Origin of the sequence: Pseudomonas sp. NPDC089734 (assembly GCF_044748865.1) — a bacterium.
Lineage (GTDB): Bacteria > Pseudomonadota > Gammaproteobacteria > Pseudomonadales > Pseudomonadaceae > Aquipseudomonas.
This window is the reverse complement of record NZ_JBIVGV010000003.1, coordinates 1-25238: the sequence shown is the minus strand read 5'-3', so window position 1 is coordinate 25238 and position 25238 is coordinate 1. Positions and strand designations below refer to the sequence as shown.

General features: G+C 57.7%; 27 protein-coding genes. 8 read left to right on the top strand and 19 right to left on the bottom strand.

Annotated features, from left to right (window positions below; translation table 11 throughout):
* Window positions 1-12: 12 nt before the first annotated feature.
* From ampE to ACIPY9_RS04860, 3 genes are all read right to left on the bottom strand, one after another.
* Entirely contained in the window at window positions 13-849 is an 837-nt protein-coding gene (gene ampE / locus ACIPY9_RS04870) for a regulatory signaling modulator protein AmpE (protein WP_400697500.1), read from the bottom strand.
* 15 nt (window positions 850-864) lie between these two features.
* The gene (gene ampD, locus ACIPY9_RS04865; protein ID WP_400697497.1) at window positions 865-1413 is read right to left on the bottom strand and encodes a 1,6-anhydro-N-acetylmuramyl-L-alanine amidase AmpD; all 549 of its coding nucleotides are present in this window, start codon (window positions 1411-1413) and stop codon (window positions 865-867) included.
* Window positions 1414-1502: 89 nt separating this feature from the next.
* The gene (locus tag ACIPY9_RS04860) at window positions 1503-3761 is read right to left on the bottom strand and encodes a DUF1631 domain-containing protein (RefSeq protein ID WP_400697494.1); all 2259 of its coding nucleotides are present in this window, start codon (window positions 3759-3761) and stop codon (window positions 1503-1505) included.
* Between the two features lie 344 nt (window positions 3762-4105).
* Between ACIPY9_RS04860 and nadC the strand changes: the two genes are divergently transcribed.
* Window positions 4106-4954, top strand: coding sequence for a carboxylating nicotinate-nucleotide diphosphorylase (gene nadC / locus ACIPY9_RS04855; RefSeq protein ID WP_400697491.1), 849 nt, complete (start codon window positions 4106-4108; stop codon window positions 4952-4954).
* Between the two features lie 34 nt (window positions 4955-4988).
* Window positions 4989-6071 (top strand): TIGR00266 family protein, encoded by a 1083-nt coding sequence (locus ACIPY9_RS04850; RefSeq protein WP_400697489.1) that lies wholly within the window; start codon window positions 4989-4991, stop codon window positions 6069-6071.
* Between the two features lie 152 nt (window positions 6072-6223).
* Here the strand turns inward: ACIPY9_RS04850 and ACIPY9_RS04845 are convergent, their stop codons facing one another.
* The 13 genes from ACIPY9_RS04845 to ACIPY9_RS04785 form a co-directional block, all read right to left on the bottom strand.
* Entirely contained in the window at window positions 6224-6802 is a 579-nt protein-coding gene (locus ACIPY9_RS04845; protein ID WP_400697486.1) for a TerD family protein, read from the bottom strand.
* 37 nt (window positions 6803-6839) lie between these two features.
* Entirely contained in the window at window positions 6840-7415 is a 576-nt protein-coding gene (locus tag ACIPY9_RS04840; RefSeq protein ID WP_400697483.1) for a TerD family protein, read from the bottom strand.
* A gap of 27 nt (window positions 7416-7442) precedes the next feature.
* The gene (locus ACIPY9_RS04835) at window positions 7443-8477 is read right to left on the bottom strand and encodes a TerC/Alx family metal homeostasis membrane protein (RefSeq protein ID WP_400697480.1); all 1035 of its coding nucleotides are present in this window, start codon (window positions 8475-8477) and stop codon (window positions 7443-7445) included.
* 25 nt (window positions 8478-8502) lie between these two features.
* Window positions 8503-8952, bottom strand: a complete 450-nt coding sequence (locus ACIPY9_RS04830; RefSeq protein WP_400697477.1) for a tellurite resistance TerB family protein — start codon at window positions 8950-8952, stop codon at window positions 8503-8505.
* A 52-nt stretch (window positions 8953-9004) separates the two neighbouring features.
* Window positions 9005-10195: a TerD family protein gene (locus tag ACIPY9_RS04825; protein ID WP_400697475.1), complete on the bottom strand. Its 1191-nt coding sequence runs from the start codon at window positions 10193-10195 to the stop codon at window positions 9005-9007.
* Entirely contained in the window at window positions 10192-10785 is a 594-nt protein-coding gene (locus ACIPY9_RS04820; RefSeq protein WP_400697472.1) for a TerD family protein, read from the bottom strand. Before ACIPY9_RS04820 ends, ACIPY9_RS04825 begins: the two co-directional genes overlap by 4 nt.
* Window positions 10786-10831: 46 nt before the next feature.
* Window positions 10832-11536, bottom strand: coding sequence for an HAD-IB family hydrolase (locus ACIPY9_RS04815; protein ID WP_400697470.1), 705 nt, complete (start codon window positions 11534-11536; stop codon window positions 10832-10834).
* On the bottom strand, window positions 11537-12487 hold the full coding sequence (locus ACIPY9_RS04810; protein WP_400697467.1) for an HpcH/HpaI aldolase/citrate lyase family protein: 951 nt from the start codon (window positions 12485-12487) through the stop codon (window positions 11537-11539).
* Window positions 12487-13581, bottom strand: a complete 1095-nt coding sequence (locus ACIPY9_RS04805) for a cysteine protease StiP family protein (protein ID WP_400697466.1) — start codon at window positions 13579-13581, stop codon at window positions 12487-12489. Before ACIPY9_RS04805 ends, ACIPY9_RS04810 begins: the two co-directional genes overlap by 1 nt.
* Window positions 13574-14332: a trehalose phosphatase gene (locus ACIPY9_RS04800; protein WP_400697463.1), complete on the bottom strand. Its 759-nt coding sequence runs from the start codon at window positions 14330-14332 to the stop codon at window positions 13574-13576. Before ACIPY9_RS04800 ends, ACIPY9_RS04805 begins: the two co-directional genes overlap by 8 nt.
* On the bottom strand, window positions 14325-15458 hold the full coding sequence (locus ACIPY9_RS04795; protein ID WP_400697460.1) for a phosphoribosyltransferase domain-containing protein: 1134 nt from the start codon (window positions 15456-15458) through the stop codon (window positions 14325-14327). The genes ACIPY9_RS04800 and ACIPY9_RS04795 overlap by 8 nt, the downstream gene beginning before the upstream one ends.
* A 66-nt stretch (window positions 15459-15524) precedes the next feature.
* Window positions 15525-16661 carry a trypsin-like peptidase domain-containing protein gene (locus tag ACIPY9_RS04790; RefSeq protein ID WP_400697458.1) on the bottom strand — a complete coding sequence of 379 codons (1137 nt, stop codon included), beginning with the start codon at window positions 16659-16661 and terminating at the stop codon, window positions 15525-15527.
* Window positions 16662-16713: 52 nt separating this feature from the next.
* Window positions 16714-17712, bottom strand: coding sequence for an ATP-grasp domain-containing protein (locus ACIPY9_RS04785; RefSeq protein WP_400697455.1), 999 nt, complete (start codon window positions 17710-17712; stop codon window positions 16714-16716).
* Window positions 17713-17833: 121 nt separating this feature from the next.
* On the opposite strand from ACIPY9_RS04785, the gene ACIPY9_RS04780 reads away from it, so the two are divergent.
* Window positions 17834-18382: a DUF1523 family protein gene (locus ACIPY9_RS04780; RefSeq protein WP_400697452.1), complete on the top strand. Its 549-nt coding sequence runs from the start codon at window positions 17834-17836 to the stop codon at window positions 18380-18382.
* A 160-nt stretch (window positions 18383-18542) separates the two neighbouring features.
* Here the strand turns inward: ACIPY9_RS04780 and ACIPY9_RS04775 are convergent, their stop codons facing one another.
* Entirely contained in the window at window positions 18543-18974 is a 432-nt protein-coding gene (locus ACIPY9_RS04775) for a pilin (RefSeq protein ID WP_400697450.1), read from the bottom strand.
* A 223-nt stretch (window positions 18975-19197) separates the two neighbouring features.
* Here ACIPY9_RS04775 and pilB point away from each other — a divergent pair, with 223 nt between their 5' ends.
* The 5 genes from pilB to yacG are packed head-to-tail and all read left to right on the top strand — an operon-like array spanning window position 19198 to window position 23815.
* Window positions 19198-20895: a type IV-A pilus assembly ATPase PilB gene (gene pilB / locus ACIPY9_RS04770; protein WP_400698290.1), complete on the top strand. Its 1698-nt coding sequence runs from the start codon at window positions 19198-19200 to the stop codon at window positions 20893-20895.
* A gap of 2 nt (window positions 20896-20897) precedes the next feature.
* A complete protein-coding gene (locus tag ACIPY9_RS04765) occupies window positions 20898-22115 on the top strand; it encodes a type II secretion system F family protein (protein WP_400697447.1) in 1218 nt (405 codons plus the stop codon).
* Window position 22116: 1 nt separating this feature from the next.
* Window positions 22117-22989, top strand: coding sequence for a prepilin peptidase (locus tag ACIPY9_RS04760; RefSeq protein WP_400697445.1), 873 nt, complete (start codon window positions 22117-22119; stop codon window positions 22987-22989).
* A complete protein-coding gene (gene coaE / locus ACIPY9_RS04755) occupies window positions 22986-23609 on the top strand; it encodes a dephospho-CoA kinase (RefSeq protein ID WP_400697443.1) in 624 nt (207 codons plus the stop codon). Before ACIPY9_RS04760 ends, coaE begins: the two co-directional genes overlap by 4 nt.
* Window positions 23606-23815, top strand: coding sequence for a DNA gyrase inhibitor YacG (gene yacG, locus ACIPY9_RS04750; RefSeq protein ID WP_400697441.1), 210 nt, complete (start codon window positions 23606-23608; stop codon window positions 23813-23815). Before coaE ends, yacG begins: the two co-directional genes overlap by 4 nt.
* Window positions 23816-23838: 23 nt before the next feature.
* On the opposite strand, the gene ACIPY9_RS04745 is transcribed toward yacG, so the two are convergent.
* Both ACIPY9_RS04745 and ACIPY9_RS04740 read right to left on the bottom strand, forming a co-directional pair.
* Entirely contained in the window at window positions 23839-24531 is a 693-nt protein-coding gene (locus tag ACIPY9_RS04745; protein WP_400697439.1) for an energy-coupling factor ABC transporter permease, read from the bottom strand.
* Complete coding sequence (locus ACIPY9_RS04740; RefSeq protein WP_400697437.1) at window positions 24528-24989, bottom strand: hypothetical protein; 462 nt, start codon at window positions 24987-24989, stop codon at window positions 24528-24530. Before ACIPY9_RS04740 ends, ACIPY9_RS04745 begins: the two co-directional genes overlap by 4 nt.
* Window positions 24990-25238: the final 249 nt, after the last annotated feature.

The following is a 25238-nucleotide window of genomic DNA, read 5'->3' as shown; positions in this document are numbered from 1 at the left end:
TCGCTCCTACTGCTAGATCAATAGCGTCCACAGGGCAAAGCCCGCATACCAGACCACCGCAGCACGGATCAGCAGCTCCCAGAGCATGTCGAGACTGGTCACGCCGTCAGCCCCCATGGCAGGAGCCGGGACCTCGCTGGCAACGCAGCCAATACGAGTCACCAGTTGAGCCGCACTGATATTCCAGTTCAGCAGCTCATGCAGCATGACCCGGCTGACCGCAACGAAATTGCCCACCAGCGCAAAGCTGGCGGCCAATAACCTCACCGGCACCCAATCGAAGGCATGACGCAACTGTGTGGCTCGCTCGACCAGCGCCGGGGTCTTGCCGTGTTCGGTCGCCAGGGCCAATAGCCGATAGGCCAGTGCCGCCACAGGCCCCAGCAGGAAATACCAGAAGATGACCACGAAGAAACTCTGATAAGCCTGCCAGAGCATGTAGCCCTGAACACGCTCCAGAAGCTGTTCGCCGTTGTCCGCCAGCACGCCCATGTCTCGTTCGGCCACATGCACGGCGGCCTGCGTATCCTCACGCCGACAGGCATCACGAAACGGCCCCAGCGTAGCAATCAGATCACCCCGCCCAAGGCTGTAGATCAATACCAGCAGGTGGATGGGCAATGCCAGCCAGCCATACGCCACCGAACCGACGATGGTCAGCACCAGTTGCAATACCAGGATCGGCAACAGGATCAAGAGTGCCAGCGTCACCCAGGGACGAGAGGCGGTTCGCGGACTCGATTCCAGCCTGGCCAACTCCTTCAGCCACGGGCCATCACGTTGTACACGCTGACGCAGAGCCGAGAACTTTTCGACCCAGACGGCCAGCAACAACACCAGAAAACTCATTGCTTATCCCTCACTTCAGTCCTGCAGGGCAGCTTGAAAACGACCCCAGTCAAAACAAGGCCCCGGATCAGTCTTGCGTCCCGGAGCGATGTCGCTGTGCCCACATATACGATCCGGCGTGATCGCTGCAAACGCTTGACGCAACTGGCGAGTCAGGTCGATCAGGGCCGTGTATTGCGCATCGGTAAAAGGCTGATCATCCGTGCCCTCCAGCTCGATTCCAATGGAAAAATCATTACAGGCTTCACGCCCCTGAAAACAGGACACGCCGGCATGCCAGGCTCGCTCAAGGCATGAGACGAATTGAATGACATCGCCATCACGCTCGATCAGAAAATGCGCCGAAACACGCAGATCGGCAATGCCTTCAAAATAGGGATGCTCGGTGATATCCAGCTGATTCTGGAAAAACGACTGCACCTTGCCCGTCTTGAACTGAGCCGGTGGCAGGCTGATGTTATGGATCACCAATAGCGAGATTTCGCCTTCGGGGCGCGCATTGAAATTGGGCGAAGGGCAATGCTGTATGCCCTCACACCAACCGCTTGCGGGGTCCAACTGCATGAAAGCTCCTTGAAGGGGACAGATCGGTGCTGCAAGTATGCCCAAACCGGCCGCAGGAGCGAATTCATTCGCGAATGAATTCGTTCTTGTCAGGCGCCCTTGAGCTTGCGCAGGCTGCTGATCACCGAAGCCAGCGCACGGTCGAACAACAGGGCGTCGTCGAGCAGGCGAATGGTGCCACGACGCAGCTCGATGGCCAGCCCCATACGGGACTTTTCCAGCACCTTCATGCCGGTGCGATTGACGAACACATAACGCCCGGTCGGCTCCACGATCGCGGTGAGCTTGCAGCGCAGCTTGTGCTCTTCATCTTCCTGAATCTCGACCCAGCTTCCTACGCGCAGTTTGTCGACCATCTGCAGCCCGGCATCGTCATTGGGCAATTGCAGGACCGCCTCATTGCTCAACGGTTCGTCCGGTGAGGTCAGCACGATTTCCTCGACCACCACCATCATGGCCGGGCCTTCGACCGGTTCGCTCTCCGTCACGGCTTCCGGGCTCTGCAGGTCGTCACCCTGAGTATCCTGAAGGCGCGAGAAATGCTGGAAAGCCTGAACATGTAGCACTTCAAGCTGGCTGAAGAATTCACTGGTGGCGAACGGATCGAAAGCCGCGCTGGCCAGCCCTTCGCGCAGTGACTTGAGCAGGCCCGGCACCAGTTCGAGCAGTTTTTGCCGGGACTCGGTGTCTTCGTGCAGCTCGACACTCCAGATCAGATCGTCCATGGCCTGCAAGCCGGCCTGCCATTCGCTCGAGCCTTCGCCATGCTTGAGGCACGTTAATAGCAGCACCTTGCTCCAGGCCTGTTGCAGCAGCCGCACCACGACCTCCGGCAATGTCTTGCCCAGCAGCCGCTGATTCAGCTCATGCTGCACCTGCTGGCGCGCCAGCTCTGCACGGGTCCGGCCTTCTTCGGCATCGCGGGTACGCTGCTCAAGCAATTCGCTGCGTCGACGCTCGTCACTGGTGAATGCCAGGAAATCGGCCAGCAGCTCGGAAAAGATCGCCGGGTCGTCGACAAAGTCGTTGAGCAGGCGCTGCACGATCTGATCGACACGCATGTAGAGCGAGTCGCGCTGATAATCGTCACGTCCGCCCCAGCCCAATGCGGCTGTCGCAATCTCGTTGAGCAAGCGACGGGCCGGATGGCTGCCGCGACTGAAAAAGCTCTTGTCGATCACGGCCACTTTCAGCATCGGGATCTGCAGGCGCCCGATCAGCGCCCGAAGCGAGTGCGGCAGGTTGCGGTCATCGAGAATGAACTCGAAGAGCATCGCAATCAGATTGATCACATCTTCATCGCCCGCCCCGACACTACGGGACTTGCCGCTCTTGACGCTGACGCGGGTCAGCAGCTGCTCCAGCTGATTGCGCAGGTCGAAATCTTCCGGGGTATCCGATGTCGGCACGTACTGCTGCAAATGTGACAGCAGGCGCAGCAGATCCTTGCTGGAAATGGGCCGGACTTCGGCGTTGGGTTCATGGCGCGGAGCCAGATTGCCACGAACATGAAGCAGCAACTCCTGCAGCGCCGAAAACACTTCCAGCACACCTTTGTCGAGCTTGTCGGCCGCCTCGGCCAGAGCCGGGTCAGACAGCTCGCTCGGACGCGCCTTTTTGGGCGCGGCACGATCGGACGAGCGCCGGGCAGGCAAGGCTTTCATTTCCGGCAGGATGCCGGTAGCGATCAACAACTGGTTGGCTTCGCAGTACAGGTGATCGGTCGTGGCCAGGATGTACTTCTCAAACAGCTTGAGAATGATCAACTTGACCTTGATCTCGACCCCGAGACTGCGACCGGCCTGAAGAAAGAAATGGCAAAGCCTGGCCGGCCCCATGGGGTTGGCCTCGTCCGTAATGGCCTGAGGAATCAGCTCGTTCAGACGTGCCGTCAACTGGCTCAAGGCCACACCATCGCGACTGATGACCTTCGCAACCATCGCATCGACGGCCACGGTCTTTTCCAGCTCGTCGTGGGGCACCAGCGCCAGCTTGTCAAAGGAGACGGACGCCGACAGCACAGGCTCGTTGATCTGATATTGGCCAAGGGCCAGGAACGATTCGTAGAACTTGTCGAGAAAGCCGCGCTCGATGCTTTTGCGCTTGAGGCGCAGATCGCGCATGGCCTCGAAAAAGGTGTTCTGTTCGCTATTGCTCAAGGCCCGGTCGGCCATTTCAAACAGGGTGTCGTCAGCATTGTCGAACAATGCCTGCAGCGCATCCTTGAGCTGTTGTGCAGCCTTGTCACGCACTTGCAACAACACGACGGGCAGGCGAGCCAGAGGCGTACCTGTACCTTGCGCAGGGAGCCCCTTGCTCAATGACACAACGTTTTCGTCGCTTTGCATCAAACCCCCTGACAGGAAACGGCTTAAATCCCATCACAAACGCGGCTTGCAACCTTCGCCTGTGAAGCGATCCCCTTGGTCTTTGCGCAACGTCAAAGCTATGACGTCAAATACAAGTCGGATTATCTTTCAAAACTTGTCTTGAACGCCAGCAAAGTATTTCGTCCTGTAACAGACTCAATACACCAATGGGAGTGTGCAGCGATAGACAACGCCAATCGTGATATATCGCAAAGGAATTTACAAAACCGACCAACAGCACCCATGAAAAGCCATGCGTGGCACAGGTGGGTTACAGAGGTGACGTGCCTTATACTCGTCCGACTTTGTTAGTGGAGCCCGCTATGCCGAATTTACGACTCGCCGACCTGACAGCCGAAATAGAAGCCAATGTGCGTCGCGCATTGCTTGAGGACATCGGCAGCGGCGATATCACCGCCCAATTGATCCCTGCCGAGCGGCTGGCCAAGGCCACGATCATTTCTCGCGATGCGGCGGTGATTGCCGGTACGGCCTGGGTCGATACGGTGTTCCGCCAGCTCGATCCTCGTGTCGCCGTCCACTGGCAAGTCGCCGATGGCGACCGGGTAAGCCCCAATCAGGCGCTGTTTCATCTGGAAGGCCCGGCCCGCTCTCTCCTGACGGGCGAGCGCAGTGCCCTCAACTTCCTTCAACTGCTGTCTGGCATTGCCACTCGCGCCCAGTATTTTGCGGACATTGTCAGCGGCACTCAGGTCAAGTTGCTCGACACACGCAAGACCCTGCCCGGCCTGCGTCTGGCGCAGAAATACGCCGTGACCTGCGGCGGCTGCCACAACCACCGCATCGGCCTGTACGACGCCTTCCTGATCAAGGAAAACCATATTGCGGCCTGTGGAGGCATTGCCCAGGCGGTTGTCGCGGCACACCGGATCGCCCCCGGCAAACCGGTTGAAGTCGAAGTCGAAAGCCTGCACGAACTCCAGCAGGCACTCGACGCCGGTGCAGACATCATCATGCTCGACGAACTGAGCCTCGATGACATGCGTCAGGCCGTTCACCTGACGGCAGGCCGTGCCAAACTTGAAGCCAGTGGCGGCATCAATGACGACACCCTGCGAGTGATTGCCGAAACCGGCGTGGACTACATATCGATCGGCGCGATGACCAAGGATGTGAAGGCCGTAGACCTGTCCATGCGCTTGAGCCTTTGATTGCCCCATCGCTCTCTACAGAGGAGTCGTCATCTTGGAACAATGGTTTGTAGTGAATGCGGGCAAGCAACTTGGCCCCCTGGACGCTGCGGCGGCTCGTCTCATTGCCCGTGAAGCACCGGGTGCCTGGTGCTGGAAGCAAGGCATGCCGGACTGGCAGCCGATCTATCAGGTACAGGAAGTCCGGGCCATGAAAAAGGACGGTGTCACGCCATTTCCTGAGCCGACACCCGACATGATTCAGCCCCGGCCGTCGGCCTTGCCTGCGCACGCGGCTCCGGCTCCGGCTCCGGCTCCGGCTCCGGCTCCGAGCATTCGACGGCCTTCGTTCACCCCCGATTCCAATACCTCAAGCGGCTTTGGCTCGGCTCAGACCACTGATGGCGTGGACTTCAAGCTGTATGGCAACGAAACCCAGTTCGTCGAACTTGAGCTGGACCGTGGCGAAAGTGCCGTGGCCGAGGCCGGCTCGATGATGTACAAGACCTGCGACGTACAGATGGAAACCATCTTTGGGGATGGCAGCCAGCAGTCGTCAGGGCTTCTGGGCTCGCTCTTCGGCGCAGGCAAGCGTCTGCTGACCGGGGAAAGCCTGTTCACAACGGTGTTCTCGCAACAAGGCTCCGGCAAGGGGCGTGTTGCATTCGCGGCCCCCTACCCCGGCACCATTCTGCCTCTGCACCTGCGCGACTTCGGTGGCAGACTGATCTGTCAGAAGGACAGCTTTCTGGCTGGCGCCAAGGGTGTCTCCATCGGCATCCAGTTCCAGAAGAAAATCCTTACCGGCCTGTTTGGTGGAGAGGGTTTTGTCCTGCAAAAACTCGAAGGCGACGGCTGGGTGTTTATTCATATGGGCGGCACCGTTCGCAAGATCGAACTGGCGGCGGGCGAATCTCTGGACGTGGATACCGGTTGCCTGGCGGCCATGACTCAAAGCGTCGATTACGACATTCGTATGGTCGGTGGTATCAAGTCCATGCTGTTCGGGGGTGAAGGCGTGTTCTTCGCCACCCTGAAAGGACCTGGCACGGTATGGCTGCAAAGCCTGCCCTTCTCACGCCTGGCCGGGCGCATGCTGGCTGCGAGCCCCGCTGGCGTAGCAAGAAGCGAGCGCTGAGTGCCCCCTGTAGGAGCGAATTCATTCGCGAGAAGCTCGTGAAGCAGAAGAAAATCCATTGCCTTCAATGACGTATCGCGAATGAATTCGCTCCTACGGGATGCTCATAAAAAAACCGCCATCACTGGCGGTTTTTTAGACGCGGACCGGGTTTAGCCGATCGATACGCCGTGTGCTTCTGCCAGAGGCTTCAGGCCGCCAGCAAAGCCCTGGCCGATGGCCTTGAACTTGAACTCGTCGCCATGACGATACAGCTCACCGAAGATCATCGCGGTTTCGGTCGAGGCATCTTCCGACAGGTCGTAGCGAGCGATTTCCTTGCCATCCGCCTTGTTCAGAACGCGGATGTAAGCGTTGGCCACCTGACCGAAGCTTTGCTTGCGCTCGTCAGCCGAGTGAATGGTGACACCGAACACCAGCTTTTTGACCGCAGCCGCCAGACCCGGCAGCTTGACCAGAACGGACTCGTCGTCGCCGTCGCCAGCGCCGGAACGGTTGTCGCCCAGGTGCTCGACCGAACCGTCGGCCGACTTCTTGTTGTTGTAGAAGATGAAGCCGCTGTCATCCAGAACCTTGCCGTTCTCGCCCACGATGAAAACAGAAGCATCCAGGTCGAATTCGGTACCGTCGGTGACACGAGGGTCCCAGCCCAGACCGATGGTGACTTCGGTCAGGCCCGGAGCCTCTTTGGACAGGGAAACGTTACCGCCCTTACTCAGACTTACAGCCATGTGCGTAATCCTTCTTGAAAAGTGGTGGGGGTATGAATCAGAAATTCATACCGTGAGCGTTGGCCACAGCTTTCAGGCCACCGGCATAGCCCTGGCCTACAGCGCGGAACTTCCACTCACCGTTGTTGCGATACAGCTCGGCGAAGATCATCGCAGTTTCGGTGGAAGCATCCTCGGCAAGATCGTAACGAACGATTTCAGTGCTGGACTTTTCATTCACCACGCGGATGAAAGAACCGCCTACCTGACCGAAGTTCTGCTTGCGGCTGTCGGCTTCGTGAATGGTCACGACGAATACGATTTTCTCGACGTCGGCAGGAACGCGGGTCAGGTCGACCTTCACCACTTCATCGTCACCATCGCCAGCGCCGGTACGGTTGTCACCGGCATGCTCCACCGAGCCATCAGCGCTTTTGAGCTGGTTGTAGAAAATGAAATCGGCTTCGCTACGGACTTTACCGTTAGCGCCCAGCAGGAATGCGCTGGCGTCCAGGTCGAACTCCTGGCCGTCAGTGGCGCGAGGGTCCCAGCCCAGGCCGATCAATACATTGGTCAAGGTCGGGTCGGTTTTGGACAGCGAAAGGTTGCCACCTTTTTGCAGAGTCAAAGCCATGATTCGTTTATCTCCTTTTTCCAGTGTTTACGCTTTTTCTTCAGCCGAGTCGTCCTTTCCGGGGAAGATCAGGCTAGCGACAATACCGATGACCAACACCACCATCACCACCAGCAGGCTGGTGTTGGCGCTGATGCTGTATCCGTGATGGAACAGGTGGTCAGTGGCGTTCAGGCCCAGCTTGATAGCGATGAAGAACAGCAATGCAATCACTGCTTTCTCCAGGTGAACCAGGTAGCGTTTCAGCGCCTCAAGCACGAAGTACAGGGTACGCAGACCCAGAATCGCGAACAGCATGGCCGAGAACACGATCAGCGGCTCACGGCTCACGGCGATGATGGCCGGTACGGAGTCGAACGCGAACAGTACGTCGGAGATTTCAGCCACGACCAGACACAGGAACAGAGGAGTCGCAAACAGCGCGCCTTTGGCTGCCAGTACGATGCCGCTGTTCTCGGGCTTCTTGACTTCCTCTTCCAGGACCGAACGTTTCACGAAGAAATGGCTGCCGTGCAGTTTTGGCCACACAGGGAACAGTTTCTTGGCAAAGCGATACGCCATGTGCTGGGAGTAGTCGATTTCCTCGTCGTCGTCATCGCCCGCCTTGAGCATCATGATCGCCGTCCAGGCCACGATAATCGCGAACACCACTTCGACCCACGGGCCCAGCGCCAGAAGGCCGGTACCAATGGCGACGAAAATGCCGCGGAATACGATGGCACCAATGATGCCCCAGTACAGAACGCGGTGGCGCAGGCCATCAGGGATCTTGAACCAGGCGAACAGGGCCATGAACACGAAGAGGTTATCGACGCTCAGGACTTTTTCCAGTGCATAACCGGTCACGAACAGCGTGGCGACTTCCGAGCCGTGCTGGACGTACAGGAAGCCGGCAAATGCCAGGGAAATGGCTACCCAGAAAATCGACCAGGCCGATGCCTGAGCCAATGTGATCGGCTTGTTTCCCCGGTGAGAAAACATATCGATGGCCATGGCCGTAATGGCCAGGCCAACGAATACGGCCATGGTAAGTGGAGGGAAGCCTAGAGCGGTGCTTTCCATTTAACTGCGTTCCTCAGGGGTAAAATTACAGGTCAAAATCGGACGGGTTCAGGCCAAGCTCTTTGCAGATCGAACGGCAGACGGCCCGTTCGCTCTCGTCAAAGCTTCCATCTGCGCCACCGATGGCACAGCAGACACGTACCAGCAAACGGGCAGCGTCTTCTTTCTTCTTGATCTTGCCGATGGTTTTCAGTGCTTCGGCACGGCCAATCTCGACATCGAACTCGAATTTGGCACAGGCATCCTGAAATGCCTGAATAACGTCTTTCATGTCAAAAACTTTCAGTTCCTGAGAGTTCTGGATGAAACCCGCCATTTTCTGCTTTTCACTGGAGCTGATATCGCCATCGGCTGCGGATACCAGGGCACAGCCTGAAACCACCGCGTCCATGAACTCGCGATTCTTGAACTTCGAGACTTCGGAAGCAAGCTTGTCGCGCGCGGCTGTTGCGTTTGTTTTCAACCAGTCCAGCATTTCAATCCCCTATGGGGCGGCATCGCCACCCCGGACAAATCAATCGTGTTGTTTACTTGGAACCCGCAGCCCAGCGCATGCCCCAGCCGTAGGCCTTGTCCATGTGGCTGTGGCCATTGTGGAAGTCCACGCGGCGAGTGACCTTGACGGCACCGTTGTCGTTTTCCAGCAGTGCGATTGCGCACATGCCCTGACGCCCACCTTCTTCGTTGAGACGAACCTCGATAGGCGGCTGGCCGGGCGCATGAATGGTGACGACGCCATCGGTCTCCTTCCAGTTCGGCGCACCTTCATAAATGAATGCATAAACCAGGATGCGGCGAATCTTGCTCCAGTGAGCGCCGTTGATATGCAGCCACTCTCCGTCGCTGACAGAACCTGTACGGTCATCGCCCATCAACTTGATGAACGGCTCGGTGTTGAGCGACCCGAACGAATCGCCCAAGGCCTGGACAGCCCCTTTGTAGCCGTCCTGCAACTCGAACAGGCAGCCTACATCAAGGTCGATCGCATTGCTCTTCTTCATCGAGAAGAAGCCACCGCCCTTGCTTTCGCTGCGACGGTTCCAGTTCAGGTTGACCCGGATTTCGCCGAAGCCGGCACTGGTCTTTTCAAGGCTGACGGACGCACGCGTCTTGTCCAGTGTGATCTTGCTCAGGCTGACCGTGGATTTGGCCGCAGGTGCAGGTGCAGGTGCAGGTGCAGGTGCAGGTGCAGGTGCAGGAGGCTGGGCCTCCGGGGCCGCGACTTCAACACCGAAGTTCTTCGCCAGAGGCTCCAGGCCACCGGCAAAGCCCTGGGCGACACAACGGAATTTCCACGCGCCCTGACGCAGGTAGAACTCACCCAGAATCAATGCCGTTTCTTTCATGCCGGACGTTGGAATGGCCGCTTCGATCCCGCCGGAAATGTTCAGGACCAGACGCGACACACTGTCGAAGCTGGCCTTGTTTTCATAGATGGTCGCCGTCAATGCAACCTTCTCGACGGCGGCATCCAGACGACCCGGATCAAGGCTGAACACCGCACGGCCCGCCGACGTTTCCGTCAGCTGGACCGCGCCGCCATTCACGCTTTTCTGGCCGTAGAAACACATGTCCTGGTCACCGCGGACCTTGCCTGAACCGGTCAACAGGAACGCGGAGACATCGATGTCCGCGCCCGCTAGAGGGGAATAGCTGACGTCGACCGTCAATGGGCCAGCAGCTACTGGCGCATTGGCGCCTGGGACAAGTTGGGTCATGCGCGTACCGCTCCAATGGCGAGGTCGACCAGATCGTCTGCAGTACGGCCATTGGTGGCCTGACCGACAGCCGTGAAGTCCCAGCCGCTGGAAGTACGTGCCAGATAGGACATCACCACACCGGTGTGCTGACCTTTTTCAGACAGATCGAAACGCCCCAGTTCGTTACGGGTCGTGAGGTCGACAATGCGGCAATAGGCGTTGGCGACTTTTTCAAAGTTCTGGCCGGTAAACGAGTTAACGGTGAACACCAGGTACTTCACCGCAGCCGGCAGTTTCTCCAGATCGACGCTGATGGTTTCGTCATCGCCTGCACCTTCACCGGTACGGTTGTCGCCGGAGTGAAGGATGGCACCGTCACGCGATTGCAACTGGCGGAACCAGACCAGGTCGAGAGGTTTCTTGTCCGCATCGAGCATGATGCAAGAGGCATCCAGATCGATGTCCCCGCCACCGCCACCCAGCAGTTTGCCGAAGAAGCCGCTCGCTTTTTCAGGGTCCCATCCCAGGCCCATGCTGACTTTCTTCAGGCCGGTGCCAGCGGTTTTCTCAAGCGAGATCGTCTGGTTCTTTGCCAAGGTGAGTGCCATTTTTCGCTCCATGTGAACTAAGGGTTCGGATAAAAGTGTTACAGCCTCACCGCGATGGGCCATCAACGCCATCACGATTGTGTAACTTGGCGTTAACAGGGCCTTTGTAGCGCCCTCGTCGCCATGCCGGATGAAACAGACGCCAGTGCGCATCCTGCGCAGCAGCGAGCAATTCGTGATCCCCTCGCGTGTCGCCCCAGGCCCTTACCCGGAACTGGGAAAGCGGCCCGTAAACACCTTCCAGACGCATGACCTTGGAGTCGCAACGGCAGTTGCTGCCTTCGATCAGGCCGGTGAGTTTGCCGTCGATCACTTCAAGATTGGTGCCGATCAGCTCAACTTTCAGGCGATCTGCGAACGGTTGAAGGACCATAGCAGGCGATGCTGAACATAACGTGACAATGGCGCCCTTCTCGATTTCCGCAGCCACGGACTCCAGCGCCGCCGGACGCATCAGGCGAGCCCAGTACAGCTCGCAGAATGCTTCGGCCTTATCCTGAAGCCATTGCACGTCCACACCGCTCAGAAAGGCCTTGATCAGACGTCCCTTGAGTTCATCCCGCGTGACCCGCCGGGCCAGGTAGCCCAGGCTCGGCAGGACCAGCCGGGCCATGCGGACCGAAAATGTGCGCTGTCCGAATGCAAATTTGAGAAAGGGGACAAAGCTGTCGTGTCGGGTCAGTGTCCCGTCAAAATCGAATACCGCCAGCAGGCGTTGTTCCACTTCCACTTCAAGATCAGGCTCTATCATCTAGCTAACTGCCTCAGCGAGTCGAATGCTGGCATCCACGATGGAAGCAGGAGTCGGCAGGACTCCGTGCCATTTGGCGCGCTCCATGATATGGGTTGCCCATTTGTAATGAGTGGCCGGTTCACACATCGCGTCGTTGTACTTGAACACCGCCGGGGCCACAGAGTTCAAAATCATCCGTGCACAATTCATGTCTTCCAGACTGACGCGCAACGCATTCTGAATGATGCTGACCTGCGACGGATGAATGGCCGTCTTGCCGACCAACCCATTGGAAATATCCAGCGCCAGTTCCTGCTCCAGAATATCGGGCGTTGCCAGCTGCTCGAAGACAGGAGCCGTCAAGGCAAAGCCCTGCGCGCCCATGACACCCGCGAGCATCGGAATGACATACCCCATCGGCGTGCCATACAGCGTCATGGCCGGATTGCGACGCAGCCCCAGACATCCCATCAGGTCATTGCCACCAATCCGCAAGGCGATGATCCGCTCCCCCAGATTGGCCTTGAGTGCCTGCCCCAATTCGACCATCGCCGTGGGGTTGAACACTTCGGGCGTTTCCAGTGTAGGCATCAGCGCCAGGGCCGGATTGGTAACGGCGCCCTCCCAGCTTGTCAGACTTTGCAGCGAAAGCTTGGGAACAACGAACCCGTCAACGTGAGACATCAACGGCCAGTCATTGAGGATCGCGGCCATGACCGAATCGCGGGGGCGCACAAACAGCAGCGGGCCATGCTCTGGCCGGCCACCGCGGGCCTGGATACGGGTCAGCACATTGCGCAGGTTGGCCAGCGCAGTCTCCACATCGGTCAGCGCCACGGCATCTTCCAGACACACCACCAGAGAGCGCAGTTCGGGAATCTTTTCGGCGAAGACCACATCGAGGATGTCGTCGCGGGTGGCAGGCATGTACAGCGTTGCCCCCAGAGCATAAGGCGAGAGTATGGCCATTAGCTGAGGCTCCGAATGATGGTGACTGCCCGATAGGGCCCCAGGGCGTCTCCAGCCTCTTCGACTGGAATCCCCGCCCGTTCGGTCAGGTGCATGAGTAATTGCACATCGCTGTCGGCGGTATTGCGCACCAGCACATGCTCGGGAACCCGACGCATGACGGCTCTGGTCGCCTCGGCAATGCCGGGCTTCACGCGGTTGAGATTATTCACCCCGAATCGCCGTGCCAGGTTATCCACAACCTGCAAGGCTCCAGACTGCAGTTCGATCCGTTGCTGTGGCGTCCAGGGAGAAGCCGGAATGACCGCACCAAGACCTTGCCGCTGATGCTCGATCCGCTCGATGAATGAACGGGTCACATCATGCGTCCGCAGGTGGTCATAAACGACGCAACCGTGCAGCCCGCCGTCGGCTGGCCAGATGGAACGCGACACCAGCCCCGACACCGTGGCCCCCAGAATCCCGGACGGGATGACCCAATCCTCCGAGGACGCCGCCAGCCACGCACTCCCGCACGGATCGGCCAGCACGACCAGTCGCGGCTCGCCGGGAAAACGCGAATCGCCTGCCAGGCTGCGCCTGACCTCTCCGGAGATTGCCCCCTTGCCGGTCCAGCCATCCACGAACACGATGTTCTGTGCGCCATGGGCCTGAATGATGGCCTCAAGCGCGACCGAATCGATTCCACGATCACGAATGATGCTGATGCCATAGTGATGCGCGTCACGCCCCAGTCCGCCCAAGGCGCGGCGCAGCAAGACACCCAGGGGCAACCCGGCACGCACGAACGACACCAGAACGATTTCATCACCGCTACAGGCTTGATCGAGTGCCAGCGCCAGCGCCTGCACATCGCTCGCCATTCGTACGCCATTCTGCAGGAGCGCACGCTCGAACAAGGCCTGATGAGCCTCGCCGGGTGCGGACTCCAGGCTGATCATTTCCGAATAATGCTTTTGCCTTGTCTGGATAAGACGCTCTTTTTCCTCGACGTCGGTGGTGTCCATCTCGATGCTGCGCAGCAGGAACTGGACATCATCAGGAAGATAGCTACCGCTGCCCACCGTCTCGAATCCGTGAGCGAAATTACTCATGACCGGCCCCGGCAAACAGACGGGCCAGCTGACTGCGCGCAGGCGTTGCCCACCAGTGACACTCATCCATGAAACCCAGATCAGTGATGCTGTCACCAAAACCCAGCACGGGACGCTCGCCGTTTACAGCCCTGTCGCGACGCAACCATTCCTGAACGGCATACCGCTTGGCCAGGCCGTCGGGCAGGAAAGCCAGATTATTGCCATTGCCGTGGACATGCATGCCTGCAAGCAGTCCGCGCGCCTGAACTTCGGCCTGAACGCGAGTCAGGATGCTGTCGTCGCTTTCGTTGTGCTTGGTCACCACATAATGGAAAAGTTTTGCCTCCTCCACGACCCAACTGCGCAGTGAAACGCCCATTTCCTGACCAATGGTCAGGGTGGCGGCACTCAACTCATGCAGACGCCCTTGATAGGCAGCCAGGGTCTGTTTCATCTGTGCATTCCAGTCGCTGTCCAGACGCCCCGCCACGTCCAGCATGACCCCGCCATGGGAGCAGATCGCGCCAGCACTAAAAGGCAGCTTCACCCGGCTGTAAGCCTCAACGCTACGCGCCGTGACCGGCACCACATCGGAATGAGCCAGCAGCCAGTGCGCAAAGGACTTCTGCACGGGGGTCATGTAGCCATTGGCATTGCCGGTGATGTCGACTGTCGCGACATGTCGTTCGGCACCGGGCGCCATCTTGCGGGCGGTCTGGAACAGGGTATCGTCCAGATCCACGAATATCAGCGGGCGCTCATTACTCATCACAGATGACCTCGGCATTCAGCGCCTCGACCAGCTCCACAGGCACGGCCTGCTGAGGGGTTTCGGTGCAGATCAGCACGCGATCGAACTGACCGGGCCGTACGTTGTAAAGAAAGTTGGGAATGCCCAGGCCGTAGTTGTCGGAGAACGACAAGGCATGATCGATGGCATGCCCCAGGGCAATGGGCGAGCGGCTGGTGGAACTGAAATGCACATCAGCACCGGCCTTTTCAAGGCGTTCGGCCAGCAGGAAAGGACGCCAGACGAATTCACTGGTGCCCACGACCAGAACTCGTTCACCTTTGGCGACCTGAATGTCGGGGCCCAGGGTATCGGCCACGGAACGAACGCCAAGGCGCCCCCAGTCATTGCCTGTAGCCAAAGGCCAGTCTCCCATGGCCACCGTGCCGACTTCCGGCATATCCGGCAGTGGTGCGGACAGGTCTTCAGCGAAGGAATAGGACCCCTGAAGCAATGAAACCTGTTCGGCCACGGTCCCCATCGAGGAGCTGACCGCCCCGGCCGACCAGTCGGTCAGCACACAGGTCACCACCCGCTCGACCTTGCTCAGGCCCGCTTCGACCAGCGCCCGGTAGAGGTTGATGAACGTCTTGCCGGTGGAGGCTTCATCATCGACCAGCACCAGTGAGCGAGCGCTCAGCATCATCTCGCGCAAGGCCGGGTCGGTCGGCAGGTGGATCAGGTGCGCACTGGCATGGCTGTGTTCCTCCTCAAAACGGGCGAACAGCTCGGTACCGGTCGGATGACGGGTGCTGACCAGATACAGCGAGTCAGGGCGCGATTCGCTGTAGGCACGATGCACACCCGCCCCCAGCCCTACCGCCGTCTCGGCCATGCCGATGACCAGCACGGGGCCCGGGAGGTCAGCGGGGATTTTGTGTGCAAGGTCCTGAAAACTCTTGAGCATGACGCCGGGACGCACAGGAATATGCCGTCCCAGCACGCGGGAAACGAAGAGAAATGCACGCTTGGGATTGCGTCGCTCGGCAAAGCCGAACAGAGCGTCAGGGGCAATGGTGGAGGCATCGACCATCACGTCCAGACGCCCGCGCAACAGGTCGGCACGAAGCGTTACAGGGGAAGAAAGAGCCGGGCTGCTGTCCATCGATAGATTCCTGGTTAACGGGGTCAATGCCCCTGGCGTCTGCCTGTCTCCCAGAAGGAAAACCTGTCACGTTCGAGAGGCTTCGAGAAGCCAGAGTGACGACTGGGCAGAGCGTGTAATTTCAGTGGTGCTGTACGTCCGTTCCGGGCGGGCATGGGATGCCGTCACACGACACGCCTCCAGAAAGGACAGCAGCAATGCGGACTTCACCGCGAAATTCATGTTCTGTGCATCCGGCACACTCGAGGTCACCATCCCGATGACCGCACCGCCGTTGTCGAACAGCGGACTGCCACTGGAGCCCGGCTGGATCGGAGCCGTGAACTGGAACAGGCTCGCATCGCTGTGCAAACCGAACAGGCCGGATATTCCGCCTTGCGTCACCTGCAGGCTACCACCGGAAATCGACGCCAACGGATACCCCAGTACCACCACCGTATCGCCCGGCTCGGCCCCCGTACCGTCACGGAAGGTGACCGGCTTGAGCGGCCCGGCCCCTTGCACCCGCAGCAGCGCAATATCGTTTCGACGATCCACCACCACCGGTTCGACCTTGAAGCGTCCTTCCAGCGAACTGATGTACAGCACGCTCATGCCTTCAATGACATGGGCACAGGTCATCACCTGAGAAGGCCCGACCACAAACGCCGTGCCGGTAGCCGATTGATGGTGATCACCCGGCGAGTTGATGGAACTGCGCCGCGGGTGACGATCATCGACCTCCAGACCGATCTTGCGTCCAAAGGCTGCCAGCCCATAGGCCGACCCTTCATGCAGCGCCCGAAACTTCCATTGGTCGTTACGCTGGTAAAACTCGCCGATGACGATCGAAGCCTCACCGTTGTCCCGCAGGTCGGCCTGGACTTCGATGTCCTTGTCGATCACCAGTCGCAAACTGGAAATCTCCCGAATCGGCCCGGTGGCGGCATAGACGTAAACCATCACCAGAACGCGATCACTGCCAGCAGGCAAGCGGTCCAGCTTGAGCGAGCAACCGACCCGCTCCGGGCCATCGCTCCACTCCATCCAGTCCTGCTCGCGATGCAGCAATGCCGGATCGCCCTTGGGCTGCCGTTTTTCGTCGACCGGCAGCAACGCTACCGCCACGTATTCACCGAATACCGAAGCCTTGCCGCTCTCCAGAAGCCAGGAACAATGTGCACTCGCAATAGCCGTGTTCGCGCCTGGCGCCAGCATTTTCATGCCCGATCCTCCCTGATAAGAGCAAGGCAATAGCAAAAAACTATTATCACGATCAAACCGTAGCCAGTACAGCCACGGTAATGGCCTTGACCCGGATATTATCGAGCCAATGTGTTTCCGGTTCTTTCAGACCCAGCCTGCGGGTCGCGAAAATCCCGGGCAGATTGATGCCGGTTTCTCGCGTGTATCCGATGCCGCCGGAGTAGCGCGGATTGATCTCCAGCAAGTGCGGTTTACCGTTGGCGTCGTCGCGCGTCTGCACATTGATCAGGCCATCGCAGCCAAAATGCTCGGCCGCCTGCACCGCCAGCCGAACGGCCTCGCTGTCGCGCTCGAAGGTCTGGTTCATACCCTGCTTGCGCCGACCGACGAACGCCACGGCCTTGCCCTGCTCGCACACCATGTCCACCGAGCACTCGCTGCCCGACATGTAAGGCATGAGCAACATGGGCGGCCTGTCATCCGATTGGCGATAGGCATTGAAGTACGCCTCGAAACTGGTTTCACGGGCATCGGGGTTGGCGAAGCAACGGAAGTCATCGACACCGGTCTTGAAACGCCAGAATCCATGTCCAAAAATCCCTACAGTCGGCTTGATGCAGACCTCGCCGGTGCTGGACAGGGTTTCATAAGCAGCCAGCAGCTCTTCGGCGTTATGCGCGGTCATCCCCGGAATACACGCCAGACCGGCCTGCTCGGCGGCGGCCGTAAAACGGCTCTTGTCGTCTACATTGAGAAAGGTCTGCAAACTGGTACCTCCGGTGACCAGTTCCAAACCTTCAGCCACGAACCGTTCGCGATGCGCCTCGTAAAAACTACCGACACGCCCGGCCAGAATGACGTTTACGCCCAGTTGCCTGGCCGTTTCGATGACCCAGCCAATGCGCTCTTCATTGTTGCGCGGCTCCTGCAAGGCAATATCCGCCTGACTGGTAATTTCGGGGCGATCCTGGCGATGGGAGGCGACTATCCGCACCGATGCAGGCAAGGCCTCACGCGCGCCCATGATGACTTCGCGCTGGCTGGACTGCCCTTCAAGGAACCAGATCATGTGACCTCTCCAGAAAAAAGCTGCTTTCTAATCAGTTTTGTCGAATTTTGTAATAACTGTTTTGCTTCAAAATGTTCGGTTTAAGGCAAAGTCACGCCATTTTTCACAAGGGGACAATGACATGAAGTGGTTAAAACGGTCGATCTGGCTGTTGGTGTTCGTGGTATTCGGAATCGGCGCGCTCAGCCTCTACTACGTCCTGCCCCGTCATGACGTCGTGATGGTGACCGGCGTAGAAGTCAAAAGGATGGATGCCGACGGCGTGATCAACGCCGAAAATCCGGCTGACGGCCCGACCCGCGACGTCTACTTCATCAACACCGAGGATCCGGACACCAAGAAAGTGGTGGTCTACCGCAACGAAGACACCGGCTGGAGCTTCCCGTGGTACTTCAAATTCGACTCGGCCGACGTCCAGGCCAAAGCCCAGGGCTACTCACGCGACGCCCAGCAACTGGCTCTGATCCGCTACTACGGCTGGCGCATTCAGATCCTGTCGATGTTCCCCAACATCACCGACATCGAACTCACCAACAACCGTGATCAACCGTTCCCGATCTTCAACGCCATTTTCTTTGGTGTGTTGGTTTTGCTGGTGCTGGTTGTGGTGATTACGGTCAAACGCCGGTTTCGCAAGCAACCGCGGGTGGATGGGGTGGTGAGGTCTTGAAAGTGTAGGCGCGAATTTATTCTTCCGACCAATAAAGGTGGATCGGTTCAATCCGCCTCTTCGCGAATGAATTCGCTCCTACTGGAAACAAGAAAGCCCGATCAGTGATGATCGGGCTTTCTTTTGTGCTGCCGGAAACATTAACTGTTTCGACAGTGACTCAACGGCAGTTCGCTGGACGGTATTGGGCGATGATGGTGCCAGTATTACATGTCCAGTTGATGGTGGCGTTAGTTGTGCCTGCAGTTACAGGACTCAATACAAAAGTCTGACCGCGAATGGCAACGTTCACAGGCGCGGCGTTACGCGTCGTTGCGGTAATCACACCGTTGGCGATTACAACACTTGCAGTGTATGTGCCTGATGCGCCGCCATATCCCGCAGCAGCGTTGTCGGCAGGAAGCGCACCTGAAGTTTGGAAAGCTTCAGTAACAGCGACCTTAGCACCATCCGTGAGCGCCGCAAGCTCTGTTACCTGAGCACGGATTGTGTAGTCCTGATATGCGGGAATGGCCACCGCAGCAAGAATACCGACGATTGCCACAACGATCATGAGCTCGATGAGCGTAAAGCCTTTTTGTACTGTTTTCATGTACTTCTCCGAGGCGTCAATTTTAGGTGCCTTGCATGAACAAAAGCACAGGCCATGCCAAATACAAATACCGAGCAATTGTTTGACCAAAATCAACCTTGGGCATGCTTTCAACCTTCAGAAACCATCAGAAACTGACAATTTTTGTCACATCCAGCACTGCTATTTGGCAGCACCGCCCGACTGCGCTATAAACCTCACACTGTCTGTGTCTGGTGGTTTTATGTCTGATGTCGTCCTCACCGGCCTGGCCAAGCAATTGGTCGTTGCCGAGCTTCTCACTGAAAAAACTGCGCAGCAGGCTTATCAACAGGCACGGCGCGACAAGATTTCACTGGTCAGCTATCTGGTACAAAACAAGCTGGTAAAAAGTCTGGTGCTGGCGGAGCTGGCATCCGATCAGTTCGGCATCCCCTTTCTCGATCTCAATGCACTGGATAAAGAAAGCCAGCCCAAAGGACTCGTCAGCGAAAAGCTGGTGCGCCAGCACCATGCCCTGCCTTTATGGCGACGTGGAAACAAATTGTTCGTGGGGGTCTCGGACCCCACCAACCACCAAGCCGTCACTGATATCCAGTTCAGCACTGGCCTGAATACCGAGGCGATTCTGGTCGAAGATGACAAGCTTAGCGAAGCCATAGAAAAGCTTTTTGACTCTGGCATGGGCTTGGGAGACATGGCCGATGTCGATCTAGGGCTTGATATCGAACCGGTCGATACAGGAAAAGAAACTTCGCTTACCGGACAAAGCGATGCCGACGACGCGCCAGTGGTTCGCTTCGTCAACAAGATGCTGATGGACGCCATCCGCATGGGATCCTCGGACTTACACTTCGAGCCTTATGAAAAGGTCTTCCGCGTCCGCTTTCGTACCGACGGTATTTTGCATGAGGCGGCCAAGCCCCCCATACATCTGGCGAGCCGTATTGCCGCCCGCCTGAAAGTCATGGCCAGCCTGGATATCTCGGAGCGGCGCAAACCTCAGGATGGCCGTGTCAAACTGCGCGTATCCAAAAACAAGGCTATCGACTTCCGGATGAACACCCTGCCGACACTGTGGGGTGAAAAGATCGTAATGCGGATTCTTGACCCCACCAGCGCCCAGATGGGCATCGATGCACTGGGTTATGAACCGGAACAGAAAGCGCTGTATCTGGAGGCCTTGAAACAACCGCAAGGCATGATTCTGGTCACCGGCCCCACAGGTTCGGGTAAAACCGTTTCGCTGTACACCGGCCTGAATATCCTTAACACCGTGGATATCAATATCTCCACCGCCGAAGACCCGGTGGAGATCAACCTGGAAGGCATTAACCAGGTCAACGTCAACCCACGCCAGGGCATGGACTTTTCCCAGGCGCTACGGGCCTTTCTGCGTCAGGACCCGGACGTGATCATGGTGGGTGAGATTCGTGATCTGGAAACCGCGGAAATCGCAATCAAAGCTTCACAGACCGGTCACATGGTGCTGTCCACCCTGCACACCAACAGCGCGGCAGAAACCCTGACGCGCCTGCATCATATGGGCGTCGCGGCCTTTAACATTGCCACAGCCATCAACCTGATCATTGCCCAGCGCCTGGCACGCAAGCTCTGTCCACACTGCAAGAAAGAACTCGATATTCCACGGGAGACACTGATCAAGGAAGGCTTCCCGGAGTCGGAGATCGGCAAGTTCAAGATCTATGGGCCGGTTGGTTGTGATCACTGCAACGGCGGCTACAGAGGCCGGGTCGGCATTTACGAGGTAGTGAAGAAAACACCGGAGCTGGAGCGCATCATCATGGAAGAAGGCAATGCACTGGAGATTTCAAAACAGATGCGCAAGGACGGTTTCAGTGACTTGCGAACCTCTGGGCTGCATAAAGCCATGCAAGGCATTACCAGCCTGGAAGAAGTCAACCGTGTGACCAAGGATTAAACATGGCCAGCAAGGCAGTCAAAGTCATTGTTTACACGTGGGAAGGCGTAGACAAGAAAGGTACGAAAATGAGTGGAGAGCTGAGTGGCCATAATCCGGCACTCATCAAGGCTCAACTGCGCAAGCAAGGTATCAATCCCACCAAAGTCCGCAAAAAGGCTGCGTCGATATTCGGTAACGGCAAGAAGATTAAACCGCTGGATATCGCCTTTTTTTCAAGGCAGATGGCTACGATGATGAAAGCGGGGGTGCCGCTGCTGCAATCATTTGACATTATCAGTGAAGGCGCAGAAAACCCGAATATGCGCACTCTGGTGGACTCCCTGAAACAGGAAGTATCAGCAGGTAATAACCTGGCCACAGCTCTGCGGCAAAAGCCTGAATATTTCGACGATTTGTACTGCAACCTGGTGGATGCCGGCGAGCAGGCAGGTGCGCTTGAAAGCCTGCTGGATAGGGTGGCCACCTATAAGGAAAAGACGGAAGCCCTCAAAGCCAAGATCAAGAAAGCCATGACCTACCCTATTGCGGTTATGGTTGTGGCAGTGATTGTGACCGGGATTCTGCTGATCAAGGTTGTGCCCCAGTTCCAGAGCATATTTGCAGGTTTGGGTGCTGAACTGCCGACCTTCACGCTGATGGTTATCGGACTTTCGGAAGTCGTACAGAATTGGTGGCTGGCAATTATTGGAGTCTTTATAGCCAGCTTCTATATGTTCAGACGCAGCTATAAGCAATCTCAGACATTCCGCGACAGTATCGACAGACTACTGCTGAGAGTTCCGATTATCGGCCCCTTGATTTACAAATCTTCAGTAGCTCGCTATGCACGGACTCTTGCCACAACATTTGCAGCCGGTGTTCCCTTGGTTGAAGCACTAGACTCGGTCGCAGGCGCAACCGGCAATGTGGTGTTCAAGAACGCGGTCAACAAGATCAAGCAAGATGTATCTACCGGGATGCAGTTAAACTTCTCCATGCGCTCCGTGAATGTTTTTCCGAGCCTGGCGATTCAAATGACGGCAATTGGTGAAGAGTCTGGTGCACTGGACTCCATGCTCGACAAGGTTGCAACCTACTATGAGGATGAAGTCGACAATATGGTCGACAGCCTGACCAGCCTGATGGAGCCGATAATTATGGCAGTGCTCGGTCTTATCGTTGGTAGCCTGGTTGTTGCCATGTATTTGCCTATCTTCCAACTCGGAAACGCCGTCTGACATGTCCCTCCTCGATTTCCTGGCCAGCTCCGTGCTGGCCTTTGTTATTTCAACCTTCGTTCTAGGCCTTTTAGTCGGAAGCTTCCTTAACGTCGTCGTCTATCGGCTGCCCAAAATGATGGATCGCGACTGGAAGATTCAGGCACGTGAAATTCTTGGCCTGCCCGCCGAGCCGAAGCCAGAAACCTTTAACCTGATTCTCCCTCACTCCACTTGCCCGCACTGCGCACACCGGATTCGTCCGTGGGAAAACCTGCCGATCATCAGTTATCTGGTTCTGGGCGGTAAGTGTTCAAGCTGCAAGGCATCGATCAGCAAACGCTATCCACTGGTCGAGCTGACTTGCGGTGTGCTGTCGGCTTACGTCGCCTGGCATTTCGGTTTTGGCTGGCAAGCGGCTGCGGTGCTGGTGCTGAGCTGGGGGCTGCTGGCCATGAGCCTGATCGATGCCGATCACCAGCTACTGCCCGATGCACTGGTGCTGCCTTTGCTGTGGCTAGGCCTTATCGTCAATGCCTTCGGTTTGTTTACCTCGTTAAGCGATGCACTGTGGGGAGCGGTGGCCGGTTACATGGCGCTGTGGTCGGTGTTCTGGCTGTTCAAGCTGATTACCGGCAAGGAAGGCATGGGCTATGGCGACTTCAAGCTGCTGGGGATGCTCGGTGCCTGGGGGGGCTGGCATATCCTGCCGTTGACGATCCTGCTGTCCTCGCTGGTCGGCGCTGTTCTGGGTCTGATCCTGATGCGCGTTCGTCAGGTCGAAACAGGCACTCCGATCCCCTTCGGCCCTTATCTGGCCATTGCGGGGTGGATCGCTTTGCTCTGGGGTGGTCAAATAACCGACTCCTATTTGCAGTTTGCCGGTTTCAAATGATCAACCCTGCTTTCAAACCCTGGATTCTTGGCCTGACAGGCGGCATCGGCAGCGGTAAAAGTGCAGCAGCCCAGTGTTTTATCAACTTGGGCGTCCATACCGTGGACGCCGACCATGTCGCCCGTTGGGTGGTCGAACCCGGTCGTCCGGCACTGACGCAGATTGCCGAACACTTCGGCCCTGAGGTGATTCAAGCCAGCGGCGAGCTTGACCGTGGCGCCCTGCGTGCCCGGATCTTCGAGCATCCTGAAGAACGGCGCTGGCTTGAAGCCTTGTTGCATCCGCTGATCAATCAGGAAATCGTCAGCGACCTGGCCAGAGCCACGTCGCCTTACGCGATTCTGGTTTCGCCACTGCTGATCGAATCCGGACAGTACAAGATGGTGCAGCGGATTCTGGTGATCGACGCACCTGAAAGCCTGCAGATGGAACGCACCCTGCAACGCGACGGCTCCAGCCCGGAACAGGTTCAGGCCATTCTCAAGGCTCAGGCCCGACGAGAAGATCGACTGAGTCATGCCGACAATGTGCTGCTCAATGACCGCGACCCGGCCTGGCTGAAAAGCGAAGTCGAGCGGCTGCATCACTTTTTTCTTACCTTGCGTGGAGGCCAATCGTGAGCCAACCAACAACCGTCCAATGCCCGACCTGTGGCGCCCCGGTGGAGTGGAGCGCAGCCAGTCCGGCCCGCCCATTCTGCTCCGACCGCTGCAAGCTGATCGACCTGGGTGCCTGGGCCTCCGAAGAACATGCAATTCCCGTCAGCCCGGATGCCGAAGACGATCTGTTCTCCGGTGATTTCGATCTACCGCCTCGCGGCCACTGATCGATGTATGCGGCACCTGGAGATCAGGTGTCGTCGCTGGACTTGTCGTTCCAGGGGGCCGAAAGATAGCGGGTGCGATTGAACGTCTCCAGCCACTCAGGGCTGAACACCACCAACGCACTGATGACCATTCCGTTGATGAAGGCCTCCGGAAAGATCAGCAACCACAGATAACCGGCATAGTCGCTCAGCCAGAACGGCATCCCGAAAATGCCCTCCAGCGATAAGACGCCGAGCGCCAGCAGCAGACAGAGCAAAGCCGACAGCGCTGCTGCCAGAAAGCCAGAACAGAAGATATACACAAACGGGCTTCTGGGTTGAGCGCGCTCCACCAGCATCGCGCAGAGCTCTGTCACCAGCACTGGCAACCCGATGAACAACAGCCCGTTGACACCCAACGCTGCCAGATCCTGCCGCCCCAGCGCCAATAACCCCAACTGGGCCACGAACCCACCGATCAGCGCCAGGGGCCAGTCCAGCAGCAGGGTCACAGCGGTCATACCGATGAAGTGATAGGAAACCCCGGTTTCAAAATCACGTCGCACCAGCCAGAGCAGGAACAAGGCAAAGACCGTCCCGAACAGCAGATGCTGACGACGGCTGTCTGTAAACAGCTCTACCCAGGGAGAGCGCCAGACGGCCCAACACAACACAGGCACATACAACAGCCAGCACAGCATCATGCTGGTGGCTGTCAGTACCTGTGCGCCGATCATGGTCTTTCAAGCGCGGTCAGCAACTGCTCTGCACTGCTGAACTGCTGCTGACTGACCAGTTGCCCGTCTCGCAACTGAAGCCACAGCACCTTGTCTTCATCGCCGGCATATTGCGGCACGATACGCGCATCCCGGTCGAGAATGACGCGGTAGGAGTAATCACGCATCTTGGGGATCGCGAACATCTTGGCAATCACGCTGGGCATCTTCTGGATATCCGCCACAAACACGGTCTGCCGTGACTCCAGAAAGCCCTTGGGTTTGTCCTTGAGCGCGACATTGACCAGCTTGGCCGCATCCATGCTGCGAGCCACCAGCAGCGTCTGAGTCTGGTTATTCAGTGTGTAGGGCTGGTCGTACTGATCGAGCAATGTCCAGGGCGTCAGACGATCACCGACTTCCAGGGCCTGAGCGGTCAGCGGCAATAAAGCCAGAAGCAGAATGGGCAGTAGTTTCAATGTACGAGTCCTTGAACATGAAGGGCGATGAGCATGCATGCTTTCACAAACATGCCCCCGGTAGTCAACCGTCCATTGATGCAAAAGGTATCACTCGTCAAAAGACATCACTCACACAGGAGAAATAGTGGCAAGCGCCCCAATCGCGAGTGTCTGTCTAGTCCTGAAATAGGTTTACACCTGTTCAGGTAGACCGACAGACCTCAAAACGCCCGATGCACCGCATCGGGCGTTTTGTTTTTCAGGGCC